Origin of the sequence: Herbaspirillum sp. alder98 (assembly GCF_020179755.1) — a bacterium.
Lineage (GTDB): Bacteria > Pseudomonadota > Gammaproteobacteria > Burkholderiales > Burkholderiaceae_D > Herbaspirillum.
Window position 1 is genome coordinate 43,750 of the sequence record NZ_JAIUCY010000008.1, and the last position, 13,222, is coordinate 56,971.

Here is a 13,222-nt window from a genome sequence, read left to right on the forward strand (position 1 = left end):
TACGAGCAGGGATGCATGATCGCCATGCTCGATGGCGAGTTACGTGAAAATCACGTTGCAGTCACCATGCTCTACGTCTCGCCGCCATGGCGCGGCAGCCTGGTGCTGCGTGACATGCTCGCAGCATTGAAGTTGCGCTATCGACATGTTGTGGTGGCGCGGCGGGACGCGAGCGGCGTGTCGTCCGGGGCATGATGCAATGCGCAACCGGAGCGCGGCAATGGGCGCTTGCATCAGTGCTCGGGGGGCTTGGTGCGATGCGCGTGCACCATCGTGGATGAGTCGCCGGTTCTAACTTCTTCGATTGTTTTCTCGACATTCGACTCGCATTTGTCTTCGGTTGCCTGCGCCGGTTTCTCCTTGGGCGCGGCCTTCATCTTCTCAATCCGTTGTCGATTCCGCTTGCGTTGCGGTGTACCCATCAGGTATAAAACGATGGTCAAGGGAAATACACCGTACAGCAGGAAGGTAGCCACACCGGCGACCGCCGATTGTTCAGTGATCGACATCATGAAGACGACGTAGAGCCATGCGATTGCAACGATATACATGGTGAAGATGGCGTCGAGACAAATCGTAAAGATACGCGAAAAGTGCAGATCCGAGCATGAAAAAGCAGAATCCGCAGCAAGCCTCCTCCGACGTCCCTGCATGGTTGACCCAGATGGCCGATCCGAAGTACTGGACCTCCCTGCAATCTCAATTTCAATCGCAGTTTCAGCCGAAGAGCGCCGCCCAGGCACCCCAGCAAGCGTGGCCCAATTTTGCGGCCGGCGCGCCGCTGGATGGCGCTGCGCTGGCGCGGCAACTGGCCGAGCACGGCGCCAGTATCGAGCCCACTGAGCTGATGGCGCTGCAACAGGACTACGCCCGGCAATTCGGCGCGCTGTGGCAAGACATCATCGCCGCGCGCACGCCTGCCATCACCGATCGCCGGCTGTCGAGCCCGGCCTGGCAGGAAAACCCCTACTTCGCGTTCCAGGCCGGCGCCTATCAGCTCAACGCCAAGTTCCTGCTGGCCTTGGCCGATGCCGTCAAAGGCACGGAAAAGGTGCGTCATCGGGTGCGTTTTGCGGTGCAGCAAATGATCGACGCGATGTCGCCGGCGAACTTCCTCGCGACCAACCCGGTGGCGCAGCAGAAGATCATCGAGACCCGCGGCGAAAGCCTGACCAAAGGCATTGCACAGTTGCTGGCCGACTTGCAGAAGGGGCATGTGTCGCAAACCGACGAGACTGCCTTCGAAGTCGGGCGCGATGTCGGCGCCAGTGCCGGTGCGGTGATCTTCGAAAACGAACTGTTCCAGCTGATCCAGTATCAGCCGCTGACCAAGACCGTGCATGCGGTGCCGCTGCTGATCGTACCGCCCTGCATCAACAAGTTCTACATCCTCGACCTGCAGCCGCACAATTCGCTGGTGCGCTATACGGTGGAGCAGGGCCATACGGTGTTCCTGGTGTCGTGGCGCAATGCGGACGCCTCGATGGAGGCGACGACCTGGGATCAATACGTCGACGACGCCGTGGTCAAGGCGATCCACGTGGTGCAGGAAGTGAGTAAGCAGGCGCAGATCAACGCCCTCGGTTTTTGCGTGGGCGGCACCATCCTGTCGTGCGCCCTGGCCTTGCTGGCCGCACGCGGCGAAAAGCCGGTCGCCAGCCTGACCTTGTTGACCACGTTCCTCGATTTCGTCGATACCGGCGCCATCGATGTCTATATCGACGACATGCAACTGGCCATGCGCGAGCGGATGATCGGCAAGCGCGGCCTGATGGCCGGGCGTGATTTCTCGAGCGCCTTCTCCAGCCTGCGTCCGAATGACCTGCTGTGGAATTACGTCGAATCGAACTACCTCAAGGGCGAGCCGCCGACCGCCTTCGACCTGCTGTACTGGAACGCCGACAGCACCAACCTGCCGGGGCCGATGTTCTGCTATTACCTGCGTCATATGTATCTGGAGAACGCGCTCAAGGAACCGGGCCGGCTGACGGTGGCGGGCGAAAAGATCGACCTGCGACGCATCGCCGCGCCGGCGTTCATCTACGCGTCACGCGATGATCACATCGTGCCCTGGAAGTCGGCCTATGCCTCGACGGCGCTGATCAATGCCGGCAAGCCGGCCAACAATCGCTTCGTGCTGGGTGCGTCGGGCCACATTGCGGGCGTGATCAATCCGGCCTCCAAGAACAAGCGCAATTACTGGATCAACGACAAGCCCGCCGCCGATGCCGACGCCTGGATGGCAGGCGCCAGCGAGCATCCCGGCAGCTGGTGGGGCGAGTGGGCCGGGTTCCTGGCCGGGCATGCAGGACGCAAGGTGGCCGCGCCCAAGCAGCCGGGCTCGCCCAAGTACCGTGCGATCGAGCCGGCGCCGGGTCGTTATGTCAAGGTCAAGGCCGAACAGGTGGCGTGACTGCGCCGGTGTCGGTCCCAGCCGGTCGCAGAAGCCGGCGTGAATGAAGGGTGTTGCAAGTGCTCAAGGATAAAAGGGGCGGTGCGAGACAAGGCTGCATGACGAAGTACTCCAATATATTCAATCCACACTAGGAGGCAGGACAATGAGCAAGCGTATCGCATATGTGACCGGAGGTATGGGCGGCATCGGTTCCGCCATCTGCACCCGTCTGTGCAAGGACGGCTATACGGTCGTGGCTGGCTGCGGCCCCAATTCGTCGCGCAAGGATAAATGGCTGGCGGCCATGCGCGAACAGGGCTATGACATCCATGCATCCGAAGGCAACGTCTCGGACTGGGAATCGACCCGTGCCGCCTTCGAGAAGGTGCGCAACGAAATCGGCGAGGTCGATGTGCTGGTCAATAACGCGGGCATCACCCGCGACGGCCAGTTCCGCAAGATGTCCAAGGGCGATTGGGACGCGGTCATCGACACCAACCTCAATTCGCTGTTCAACGTGACCAAGCAGGTCATCGAGGGCATGATCGAGCGCGGCTTCGGACGCATCATCAACATCTCGTCGGTGAACGGCCAGAAGGGCCAGTTCGGCCAGACCAACTACTCTACGGCCAAGGCCGGCATCCATGGCTTCACGATGGCGCTGGCGCAGGAAGTCGCGACCAAGGGCGTGACCGTCAACACCGTCTCGCCCGGTTACGTCGGGACCGACATGGTGCGCGCGATCCGTCCCGAAGTGCTCGAGAAGATCGTCGCCGGCATTCCGGTCAAGCGCCTGGCCGAACCCGAGGAGATCGCCTCCATCGTGGCCTGGATCGCTTCGTCCGAAGGCGGCTACGCGACCGGATCGGACTTCTCGCTCAACGGCGGCCTGTACATGGGTTGAGTTTCATCGCTGCAGCCGGCCGCGCCGGTTGCAGCATTGCGCCCGCTAGGGACATTAAATCTGCGAGATGCGTTGCCCCCGGCAAGCGTCGCCTGCCGTTGTTGCAGCTCCTTGCCGTAGCACCACTACGGCGCGTCGCTACGCCTAGCCAGACAACGCTTGCCGACCTCTCGCACTCGCAGATTTAATGTGGACAGGCCCTGGTACCTTGCGTAGCAATATTGGCTTACCCATTGCTGCTCGTTCCCCCTATAATGAACATGCATGTTGCTACGCAAAAGTGGCAGCACTGCAAAGTCACGTAACGAAGTAATAGAGAGGGCAGACAAGAATGCCCCACACGCCTGCGGGTTGGGAATGCACTGAAGCGGCCCGCATTCGCTGCAAACAATAGCCGGCACCCGGCTAAAAGAGAGAGACTGGACTTCAGATGACCAAAGCAAAAAATTCGGCCGATCGACTGATCAAGAAGTATCCCAACCGCCGTCTTTACGATACCCAGACCAGTTCCTACATCACCTTGACCGACGTCAAGCAGCTAGTGCTGGACAATGAAGAATTCACCGTCGTCGACGCCAAGAATGGCGACGAACTGACCCGCAGCATCCTGTTGCAGATCATCCTCGAAGAAGAATCGCACGGCGCGCCCATGTTCTCCAGCGCGGCGCTGTCGCAGATCATTCGTTATTACGGTCATGCGATGCAGGGCATGATGGGCTCTTACCTCGAGAAGAACATCCAGACCTTCATCGACATCCAGAACAAGCTGGCCGAGAACTCCAAGGGCCTGTACGAGGGCAAGCCGTTCAGCCCCGAGATGTGGAGCCAGTTCATGAACGTGCAGGGCCCGATGATGCAGGGCATGATGAGCAACTACATCGAGCAGAGCAAGAACCTGTTCGTCCAGATGCAGGAACAGATGCAAAGCCAGACCAAGAACATGTTCGGTACCTTCCCGTTCGGCAATCCGCCAGACCAGAAGTAACGTTTCATTGCGCCGCTGGTTTGACCGATGCCGTCCGCGTTGCGGGCGGCATTTTGTTTTTTGCGGCGCATTGGCCGACCCGGCTGGCACCCATCGGTGCGGACGCGGTACAATACTGCCCTGATTTTTAAAGCTTTTTTCCGTCTTAGCCAGTTTTTCCAGCCAGCCTCCTATCATGTCCAACGCATCCTCTCCCGTTTTGCCGTCTAGCCCCAAGGTCGGTTTTGTCTCCCTTGGTTGCCCCAAGGCGCTGGTCGACTCCGAGCAGATCCTGACCCAGTTGCGGGCAGAAGGCTACGACACGGCCAAGTCGTATGACGGCGCCGACCTGGTGATCGTCAACACCTGCGGCTTCATCGATGCCGCCGTGCAAGAGTCGCTGGACGCCATCGGCGAGGCGCTGAGCGAAAACGGCAAGGTCATCGTCACCGGCTGCCTGGGCGCCAAGAAGGATGCCGACGGCGACGACATCATCCAGAAGATCCACCCCAAGGTGCTGGAAGTGACCGGGCCGCACGCCGTGGGCGAAGTCATGCAGGCGGTGCACCGGCACCTGCCCAAGCCGCATGCGCCTTTCATCGACCTGCTGCCGCCGCAGGGCGTCAAGCTCACCCCCAAGCACTTCGCCTACCTGAAGATTTCCGAAGGCTGCAACCATCGCTGCAGCTTCTGCATCATCCCGTCGATGCGCGGCGACCTGGTGTCGCGGCCGATTGCCGATGTCATGCTGGAAGCGGAAAACCTGTTCAAGGCCGGCGTCAAGGAATTGCTGGTGATTTCGCAGGACACCAGCGCCTATGGCGTCGACGTCAAGTTCCGCACCGGGTTCTGGAACGGTAAGCCGATCAAGACCCACATGACGCAGCTGGTCGGCGCGCTGGGTGAGTTGGCGTCCCAATACGGCGCCTGGGTGCGCCTGCATTACGTCTATCCCTATCCGCACGTCGACCAGATCATGCCGCTGATGGCCGAAGGCAAGATCCTGCCTTACCTGGATGTGCCGCTGCAGCACGCCCATCCGGATGTGTTGAAGCGCATGAAGCGCCCCGCCAACGGCGAGAAGAACATCGAACGCATCCAGGCCTGGCGCGCGCTGTGCCCCGATTTGACGATTCGCTCGACCTTCATTGCCGGCTTTCCGGGCGAAACCGAAGCCGAGTTCGAGTACCTGCTGGACTTCCTGAAGGAAGCCGAGATCGATCGCCTGGGCTGCTTCGCCTATTCGCCGGTGGAAGGCGCCACCGCCAACGACATCGCCAATCCGGTGCCGGAAGAGTTGCGTGAAGAACGTCGTGGTCGGGTCATGCAATTGCAGGAAGAAATCTCCAAGAAGCGCCTGCAAGCCAAGGTCGGCAAGACCTTGCGGGTGCTGATCGACGAGGTCGATCGCAATGGCGGCGTCGGCCGCAGCTACGCGGATGCGCCCGAGATCGATGGCGTGGTGTACGTAAAGCCACCGTTCGAGCCGCATCGCAAGCTTGAAGTGGGCCAGTTCGTGGAGGTACGCATCACGGCCGCCGATGCCCACGACCTGTGGGGCGCCGCCGAGTGAGCCGCGCCACGCTGGTTGCACTAACGCTGGCGCTGGCGGCGGCGATGCCGTTGAGCGCGCGGGCGCAGGTGGCGGCAGACAGGAATGCAGCGGACACTGCCGCCAGTGCGGCAACTTCGCTGCGGCAAAGCCTGATGGAGCATGTGCTGGTGATGCGGGGTGAACTCGACGGCCAGCGCATCCAGCTCACGCTCGAGCCCAAGAAAAACGAAGACGGCCTCAAGGGTCGTTATTTCGTCTTTGGCGAGTCCACCGAAATCCTGCTGGCCGGTGAGGTCGACGGCGATGACCTGGTGATGGAAGAATCCCGCAATGGCCGTGATGTGTCGGGCCAGTGGGAAGGCCACCGCCAGGGTGCCGTCATCGTCGGCACCTGGTCCAATGCGGATGGCTCGGTGACCCGGCCTTTCTCGCTGCAACTGCCCTGAGCGACCGGCGCTGCGTGGCCGGTCTTGTCTAGTCTTTCGTCATTCGAGGTATTCCGTGTCCGCACCAGAAAATACGCCGCAGACTTCGCTGGTCCATAGCGCCTATCGCGCCCCTGATGGGTTCGAGGCCTTTCCGGTGGGGATTCATCATGCCTCGACCGTGGTGTTTCCCGATGTCGCGACGATGCGTTCCCGCGACTGGCGCGAAAAACTCGGCTACACCTACGGCCTGCATGGCACCCCGACCAGCTTCGTGCTGGAGGCGCGTTTGGCCGAGATCGAGGGCGGCAACTATTGCCGCGTCACGCCCAGCGGCCTGGCCGCCATCGTGATGATCAATTTCGCGCTGCTCAAGTCGGGTGATGACGTGCTGCTGCCGGATAACGTCTACGGCCCCAGCAAGGACCTCAGTCGCTGGCTGCAGCGCGACTTCAATATCAACGCGCGTTTCTACGATCCGATGATCGGCGCCGGCATTGCCGAGCTGATCACCCCCGATACCCGCCTGATCTGGACCGAGGCGCCCGGTTCGGTGAGCATGGAAGTGCCGGACATCCCGGCCATCTGTGCGGCAGCCCACGCGCGCGGCGTGCGGGTAGCGATCGACAATACCTGGGCCGCCGGGCTGGCCTTCAAGGCCTTCGATCACGGTGTCGACATCGTCATGCAGGCGCTGACCAAGTACCAGTCCGGCGGCTCGGACGTCTTGATGGGCGCGGTCATCGTGCGCGACAAGGCTCTCAACGAGCAACTCGAACTGGCCCACGCGCGCCTCGGTTTTGGCGTCGGCATGGATGATGTGTACCTGGTGCTGCGCAGCCTGTCATCGATGCGTCTGCGTTTCGATGCCCACGATGCGGCCGCGCGCGAAGTTGCGCAATGGCTCAAGGCGCGTCCGGAGATTGCCAGCGTGCTGCATCCGGCATTCGAGGATTGCCCCGGGCACGCGTTCTGGAAGCGCGACTTCACTGGCGCAGGGGGCTTGTTCTCGGTCATCTTCCAGCCGCATTTCGACGAACGCCAGACCGACCGTTTCGTCGACAGCCTGCGGCTGTTCAAGATCGGCTACAGCTGGGGTGGGGCGCACAGCCTGTGCGTGCCTTACCGGATGGCCGGCATGCGCGACGGCTGGCAGCGTCAGGGGCAACTGGTGCGTTTCAATATCGGCCTCGAATCGCCCCAGGACCTGATACGCGATATCGAAGCCGCATTGATGGCCATGCAGGCGGACTAGTCGACGTCCCATTTGATTTCACAAAATGGTTGAATTGGCCGAATTTTCGGCCTTTTTCGAGCTTTGGAATTCGCACGGGCGTTCTACAATTTGCCTTGTGTCCACCTCGGCTGTAGATGTTGCGCAAACGGCGTAAGGCTTTGTAAATCGACGCAAGTTTTTGCGCAAAGCTGATCCGAAAATCTACAGTGCTGGCAGCGTGAGTTGACACAAAGCGAACTTTAGTTGATGAGCTAGTCGTTCCCTAGCAACATGCGTTGGTTCCCGGCGTGGAATTTACACATTGTTTTATTGGTGTTTAGGCAAGTTTTTTTGCTCGTTTCGTGGTGGAAATTTTTTTTGTCACGAAGTTGAAATCAAGCTCGAAAGTCTTTCGCTGCCTGTCTCATCTAATTTTTATGTTGTTTTTTTCAACATAAACATCGGTTTTTGTAAGACAAACTCTTACAAGGTATATCGGCGTCTACCTGACGAAAAATACCGACCAAGTCTAATTTCCCGCCTTCCTTGCCCCCCTCAGAATTGGCTTGCAGTCAAGTAAATGTAACCGACTGTAAGCAGCTTTCCTTTGAAGTGGGGTCCAAATGAATACCAACGACATGATGGCGGAAATTCGTGACGCCAATCTCAGTTATCTGATGCTGGCGCAGCAGATGATTCGATCGGACAAGCCGACGGCAATCTTCCGGCTTGGCATCAGCGCTGAAATCGCTGACTTGATCGAGGGACTGAGCAATGTCCAGATCATGAAACTGGCGGGGACCAACATGATGCTGACGCGCTTTCGTTTCGACGACGGCGCCATTCTCGGCATGCTGACCAACTACAACAAAGATAAAAGCCTGGCGCAGTCGCATGCGGCCATTCTGATGGCTTGCCAGCCTGGCGAACAGATTTCGTAAAACCACAAGACAAGAAGCGCGGTCGTCGGTGCGGGGCACCGGTGGCAAAGCGCAGGCAGGGGTGACGTTGGGCCAAGCATGTCTTGGAAGTTGATCATCGGTCTCGCATACAGGTGGATTGCGAGATCAAATCAGTACGAAATTATCGGGGGGTAGTCGCATGGCTAAGAAGAGCGTTGTCACAGAGGCGCAGGAAATTCAGTTGGCCATAGAGCTGATCAACCTGGGGGCCCGCCTCCAGTTGCTGGAATCCGAAACTTCACTGTCGCGCGAGCGCCTGCTGAAGCTTTACAAGGAACTCAAGGGTGTTTCGCCCCCAAAGGGCATGCTGCCATTCTCGACCGACTGGTTCATCACCTGGCAGCCCAATATTCATTCTTCGCTGTTCATCAACGTGCACAAGTACCTGCTCGGTCACGCCCGCATCTCGGGCATCGAGGCAGTGATGAAGGCCTACAAGCTCTATCTTGAGCAAGTCGGCCAGACCGACTCGGGCGAGCCGGTCCTGTCGCTGACCCGGGCCTGGACCCTGGTGCGCTTCTTCGAGAGCAAGATGCTCACGACCACGCCATGCTGCAAGTGCAACGGACACTTCGTGGTGCATCGTCTCGACTTGCACCAGGATTACCTGTGCGGCTTGTGCCATATGCCTTCGCGTGCCGGCAAGACCAAGAAGGCCAAGGACGCCATCGGCGTGCCGCTGGCCGAACCGGTGCGCCTGCCGGTGGCCGCTGCGCTGCCGCAGGTAGCGTTGGCTTGAGGACTGGCTTGAGACTTGCGATCGGGTCTTGCATGGCAGTCAGTGGCATCGGCGGGGCGCTTGGTTCCCGCATGAGGCGCCCGGCATAGTGGCGCTGCTTCCGAATCAGGGTGAGGGGCGCCGGCCGGTGTGGCGGGCGCCCGCTGTCCAGGCGTTGCTGCTGTTCGTGCTGGCGCTGGTGGGCGCCAACGCGATCGATATCCTGGCGCAGCGTGCCGGACTCGCCGCTTTCTCCCCGCTCCAGACAGCATTGCTGCACGGCGTCCTGGCCGCGCTGCTGGCGCGCCTGCGCCGCATGGCGGTATGGTGGTGGTTCATCCTGCTGGTGTTTCCCGTGGCCGCACTCGGCGTGGCCCGCCTGCATCTTCCTTCCTGGCTGTTCCTGGCCGTCTTCCTGTTCATGCTGGTGTTGTTCTGGTCGACCTTTCGCAGCCAGGTGCCGTTCTATCCGTCCGGGCTGCCAGCCTGGAATGCGGTGGCGCAGTGCCTGCCGGCCGACCGGCCGATCCGCTTCATGGATATCGGCAGCGGCCTCGGCGGCGCCGTGCTCGAGTTGTCGCGGCGTCGCCCCGACAGTGACTTCACCGGCATCGAGATCGCGCCGTTGCCCTGGGCGGTCAGCCGCGTGCGGGCCGCATGGGCGGCAAACCGCTGCCGCTTTGTGCGTGGCGACTACCTGCGCCTCGACTTCGCCGACTATGACGTGATCTTTGCCTACCTGTCGCCGGCGGCGATGCTGGCCTTGTGGCAAAAGGCCTCGGCCGAGATGCGTCCGGGCTCGCTGCTACTGAGCTACGAATTCCATATCCCCGGCACCGAGCCCGATATCGTGATGCAGCCCGAGGAGGGCGGTCGGGTGTTGCATGGCTGGCGAATGTGAGGCATTGCCCCCATTCGAAAGACTTCGTCTTGGCGAGACGCAACGTATTAAGTTTTATGGTTTCGCGCCGTAATTGAAAAGGAAGGACGTTTTTCGGATATGTATTCCCCCATTTGCTTGAATGGAATACATGTAATCTGACATTCGTGAAGAAACACTCAACGCCATCTGGACGGGAGTAGGCACTTGTTAGTCATTATTGGATATGTCATTGTCTGTGGCTCCGTCTTCGGCGGTTTTGCCATGGCCGGCGGTCACCTGGGGGCTCTGTGGCAACCGCTCGAAGTGCTGATGATCGGCGGTGCAGGGGCGGGGGCGTTCCTGGTCGGTAACAACAGCAAGGCGATCAAGGCCACCATGGCCGCCATGCCGTCGCTGTTCAAGGGCTCGCGCTACACCAAGGCCTTGTACATGGAATTGATGGCGCTGCTGTTCGAGATCCTGACCAAGTCGCGCAAGGAAGGCTTGATGTCGATCGAAGGCGATATCGAAGAACCCGAAAGCAGCCCGATCTTCAGCAAGTACCCGGGCGTCCTGGCCGACCATCACCTGATCGAGTTCATGACCGATTACCTGCGCCTGATGGTGTCGGGCAACATGGACGCGTTCCAGATCGAAAACCTGATGGATAACGAAATCGAGACGCACCACCACGAAGGCGAGATCCCGGTGCATTGCATCGCCAAGCTGGGTGACGGCCTGCCGGCGTTCGGTATCGTGGCGGCGGTGATGGGGGTGGTGCACACGATGGAATCGGTGGGTATCCCGCCATCCGAACTGGGCATGCTGATCGCGCACGCGCTGGTCGGTACCTTCCTCGGTATCTTGCTGGCGTACGGTTTCGTGGGGCCGCTGTCGAGCCTGCTCGAACAGAAGCTGCACGAATCGACCAAGATCTATCAATGCGTCAAGGTCACGCTGCTGGCCAGTCTCAACGGCTATGCACCGGCGTTGTCGATCGAATTCGGCCGCAAGGTCCTGTTCTCGACCGAACGTCCGACCTTCCTCGAGCTGGAAGAGCACGTCAAGCAGGCCAAGGGCAAGTAAGCCCTGGCCAGCAGATCGATTCGACCGCAATGACAAGACATCAGCAGGAGTAGAGACATGGCCGACGAAGGGCTACGTCCCATTATCGTAAAACGGATCAAGAAGGGCGGCGGTGGTCACCACGGCGGCGCCTGGAAGATCGCCTATGCCGACTTCGTGACGGCAATGATGGCGTTCTTCCTGCTGATGTGGCTGCTGGGCTCGACCGCCAAGGGCGATCTCAACGGCATCGCCGAATACTTCAAGACTCCGCTCAAGGTGGCGATGGCGGGCGGCTCCGGCAGCGGCGACGCCAACACCGTGCTGCCCGGGGGCGGCAAGGATCTGACCCGTCAGGACGGCCAGTTGCGGCGCGGTGAAAACGATGTCGTCACCCGCAAGCAGACCCTCAAGTCGGCCCAGGAAGAAGTCGAGCGCGCCGAGCGCGTGCGACTCGAGAACCTCAAGCAGAAGCTCGAGAAGGCGATCGATTCCAATCCGACCCTGAAGCAGTTCAAGAACCAGCTGCTGATCGACATTACCTCCGAAGGCTTGCGCATCCAGATCGTGGACGAGAAGAACCGTCCCATGTTTGCCTTGGCCAGCGCGCAGTTGCAGCCGTACACCAAGGACATCCTGCACGAGATCGGCAAGGCCCTCAATGATGTGCCCAACAAGCTGAGCCTGTCGGGCCATACCGATGCCACGCCTTACTCGCGGGGCGAGAAGGGCTACAGCAACTGGGAGCTGTCGGCCGACCGCGCCAACGCCTCGCGGCGCGAGCTGATCGTCGGCGGCATGGATGAATCCAAGGTGCTGCGGGTGGTGGGCCTGTCGTCGGCAGTGCTGCTCGACAAGGAAGACCCGTTCAACCCGATCAATCGTCGCATCAGCATCATCGTCATGAACAAGAAGGCCGAAGAGCTGGTGGAGAAGGATAGCGGTTCACTCAATGTTTCCACCGATGCCGAGGTCCAGCAAGGCCTTTCGGTGCCGGCAACGGCGAATTGAGCGTATGTTTCAACTGACCACAGGAAGTGCCGGGTATGCCGACTAAGACCATGTTGCACGAGCTCAAGCGCCTGCTCCTCGATACGTCGAGTGGCGGCAGCCGCCAGCTCACGGAAGTTGAATCCGATCTGGTCCAGACCAACATCCTGTTGGGCGAGGCCATCGGCAAGCTCGGTTCCAGTTTCATGGACCTGCACCATTCGGTCCAGGCCCAGCAGCAACTGCTGGAAACCGTGATGAACGGCGACGGGCAACTCGATGCGGCCAGCATCGACAAGCTCAGGCAATTGCAGGGTGCAGTCAATCAGCACGTCAATGCGGCAGTGACCGGGCTGCAGTTTCAGGACATGACCAGTCAATTGCTGGAGCGTATCGTGCGCCGGGTGATCGGCCTGCGCGAGGCGCTCGGCGTGCTCAGCGCCAACAGCTTCGAGATCGTGCCCGATCTGGAGCATAGCGATGAGCAGCTTGAGGCATTGCTGACCAATACGGTCACGGCCATGGAAGAACGATTGGCGGCACTGGAAAGCGGACTGTGGAAGGCAGTGCGCCAGACCAGGATGGAAAGCGGCGATATCGAGCTGTTTTGATCGGATGGTCGGTGTCGGGTGCGGCCATTTGGCGCGTACTTGAACCAGATCATCCGGTGGCAACTCGGCAATAGGGTTTGTGACGATGGTGCGGCATAATCCGCCGGGTGCCATGTGACGCTAAATGAAGAACAGGGAGTAACAATGTCGAAAACGATTCTCGCAGTGGATGATTCAGGATCTCTGCGTCAGATGGTGGTATTCAGTCTGAAGGCTGCGGGCTATAACGTCACCGAAGCGGTAGATGGCGTCGATGCGCTTGAAAAGGCCAAATCGCATACCTTCGACCTGGTCCTGACCGACCAGAACATGCCGCGTATGGATGGCCTGACGCTGATTCGCTCGTTGCGCGAACTGACCAGTTACCAGCGCGTGCCGATCCTGATGCTGACTACCGAATTCAGTGATGAGATGAAAGCCAAGGGCAAGGCCGCTGGCGCCAACGGCTGGCTGGTCAAGCCGTTCGACCCGCAACGCCTGACCGAAGTCGTCAGAAAAGTCATCGGTTGATTTCGAAAAATAAAAGCAGCACGTACCGTATAAGTGACGGAGTCA

General features: G+C 60.0%; 15 protein-coding genes. 14 read left to right on the forward strand and 1 reads right to left on the reverse strand.

Annotated features, from left to right (window positions below; genetic code table 11):
* Positions 1–15: 15 nt before the first annotated feature.
* Entirely contained in the window at positions 16–195 is a 180-nt protein-coding gene (locus LBW87_RS17560; RefSeq protein ID WP_225202760.1) for a hypothetical protein, read from the forward strand.
* Between the two features lie 38 nt (positions 196–233).
* On the opposite strand, the gene LBW87_RS17565 is transcribed toward LBW87_RS17560, so the two are convergent.
* A complete protein-coding gene (locus LBW87_RS17565) occupies positions 234–551 on the reverse strand; it encodes a hypothetical protein (protein ID WP_225202761.1) in 318 nt (105 codons plus the stop codon).
* Between the two features lie 56 nt (positions 552–607).
* On the opposite strand from LBW87_RS17565, the gene phaC reads away from it, so the two are divergent.
* From phaC to LBW87_RS17630, 13 genes are all read left to right on the forward strand, one after another.
* On the forward strand, positions 608–2,413 hold the full coding sequence (gene phaC / locus LBW87_RS17570) for a class I poly(R)-hydroxyalkanoic acid synthase (protein ID WP_225202762.1): 1,806 nt from the start codon (positions 608–610) through the stop codon (positions 2,411–2,413).
* 145 nt (positions 2,414–2,558) lie between these two features.
* Positions 2,559–3,299, forward strand: a complete 741-nt coding sequence (gene phbB, locus LBW87_RS17575) for an acetoacetyl-CoA reductase (RefSeq protein WP_225202763.1) — start codon at positions 2,559–2,561, stop codon at positions 3,297–3,299.
* A gap of 430 nt (positions 3,300–3,729) precedes the next feature.
* Positions 3,730–4,284, forward strand: a complete 555-nt coding sequence (phaR, locus tag LBW87_RS17580; RefSeq protein ID WP_225202764.1) for a polyhydroxyalkanoate synthesis repressor PhaR — start codon at positions 3,730–3,732, stop codon at positions 4,282–4,284.
* Positions 4,285–4,459: 175 nt separating this feature from the next.
* The gene (gene rimO / locus LBW87_RS17585; RefSeq protein WP_225202765.1) at positions 4,460–5,836 is read left to right on the forward strand and encodes a 30S ribosomal protein S12 methylthiotransferase RimO; all 1,377 of its coding nucleotides are present in this window, start codon (positions 4,460–4,462) and stop codon (positions 5,834–5,836) included.
* Complete coding sequence (locus tag LBW87_RS17590) at positions 5,833–6,264, forward strand: hypothetical protein (protein WP_225202766.1); 432 nt, start codon at positions 5,833–5,835, stop codon at positions 6,262–6,264. Before rimO ends, LBW87_RS17590 begins: the two co-directional genes overlap by 4 nt.
* 55 nt (positions 6,265–6,319) lie before the next feature.
* Positions 6,320–7,498, forward strand: a complete 1,179-nt coding sequence (locus tag LBW87_RS17595; RefSeq protein WP_225202767.1) for a cystathionine beta-lyase — start codon at positions 6,320–6,322, stop codon at positions 7,496–7,498.
* Between the two features lie 584 nt (positions 7,499–8,082).
* On the forward strand, positions 8,083–8,400 hold the full coding sequence (gene flhD, locus LBW87_RS17600; RefSeq protein ID WP_008114171.1) for a flagellar transcriptional regulator FlhD: 318 nt from the start codon (positions 8,083–8,085) through the stop codon (positions 8,398–8,400).
* A 160-nt stretch (positions 8,401–8,560) separates the two neighbouring features.
* Positions 8,561–9,160, forward strand: coding sequence for a flagellar transcriptional regulator FlhC (flhC, locus tag LBW87_RS17605; RefSeq protein ID WP_225202768.1), 600 nt, complete (start codon positions 8,561–8,563; stop codon positions 9,158–9,160).
* A gap of 88 nt (positions 9,161–9,248) precedes the next feature.
* On the forward strand, positions 9,249–10,040 hold the full coding sequence (locus LBW87_RS17610; protein ID WP_225202769.1) for a class I SAM-dependent methyltransferase: 792 nt from the start codon (positions 9,249–9,251) through the stop codon (positions 10,038–10,040).
* A 186-nt stretch (positions 10,041–10,226) separates the two neighbouring features.
* Positions 10,227–11,087 carry a flagellar motor stator protein MotA gene (gene motA / locus LBW87_RS17615; protein WP_225202770.1) on the forward strand — a complete coding sequence of 287 codons (861 nt, stop codon included), beginning with the start codon at positions 10,227–10,229 and terminating at the stop codon, positions 11,085–11,087.
* Positions 11,088–11,144: 57 nt separating this feature from the next.
* Positions 11,145–12,077, forward strand: a complete 933-nt coding sequence (gene motB / locus LBW87_RS17620; RefSeq protein WP_225202771.1) for a flagellar motor protein MotB — start codon at positions 11,145–11,147, stop codon at positions 12,075–12,077.
* A gap of 35 nt (positions 12,078–12,112) precedes the next feature.
* Entirely contained in the window at positions 12,113–12,667 is a 555-nt protein-coding gene (locus LBW87_RS17625; protein ID WP_225202772.1) for a chemotaxis protein, read from the forward strand.
* Positions 12,668–12,811: 144 nt separating this feature from the next.
* On the forward strand, positions 12,812–13,177 hold the full coding sequence (locus LBW87_RS17630) for a response regulator (protein WP_008114184.1): 366 nt from the start codon (positions 12,812–12,814) through the stop codon (positions 13,175–13,177).
* The last annotated feature ends 45 nt before the right edge of the window (positions 13,178–13,222 follow it).

What these genes read in the sequence shown, in the direction of transcription:
- LBW87_RS17560 (WP_225202760.1), top strand. Translation starts at nt 16, where the DNA reads ATGATCGCCATGCTCGATGGCGAGTTACGTGAAAATCACGTTGCAGTC.
- LBW87_RS17565 (WP_225202761.1), bottom strand. Translation starts at nt 551, where the DNA reads ATGTATATCGTTGCAATCGCATGGCTCTACGTCGTCTTCATGATGTCG.
- phaC (WP_225202762.1), top strand. Translation starts at nt 608, where the DNA reads ATGAAAAAGCAGAATCCGCAGCAAGCCTCCTCCGACGTCCCTGCATGG.
- phbB (WP_225202763.1), top strand. Translation starts at nt 2,559, where the DNA reads ATGAGCAAGCGTATCGCATATGTGACCGGAGGTATGGGCGGCATCGGT.
- phaR (WP_225202764.1), top strand. Translation starts at nt 3,730, where the DNA reads ATGACCAAAGCAAAAAATTCGGCCGATCGACTGATCAAGAAGTATCCC.
- rimO (WP_225202765.1), top strand. Translation starts at nt 4,460, where the DNA reads ATGTCCAACGCATCCTCTCCCGTTTTGCCGTCTAGCCCCAAGGTCGGT.
- flhD (WP_008114171.1), top strand. Translation starts at nt 8,083, where the DNA reads ATGAATACCAACGACATGATGGCGGAAATTCGTGACGCCAATCTCAGT.
- flhC (WP_225202768.1), top strand. Translation starts at nt 8,561, where the DNA reads ATGGCTAAGAAGAGCGTTGTCACAGAGGCGCAGGAAATTCAGTTGGCC.
- motB (WP_225202771.1), top strand. Translation starts at nt 11,145, where the DNA reads ATGGCCGACGAAGGGCTACGTCCCATTATCGTAAAACGGATCAAGAAG.
- LBW87_RS17625 (WP_225202772.1), top strand. Translation starts at nt 12,113, where the DNA reads ATGCCGACTAAGACCATGTTGCACGAGCTCAAGCGCCTGCTCCTCGAT.
- LBW87_RS17630 (WP_008114184.1), top strand. Translation starts at nt 12,812, where the DNA reads ATGTCGAAAACGATTCTCGCAGTGGATGATTCAGGATCTCTGCGTCAG.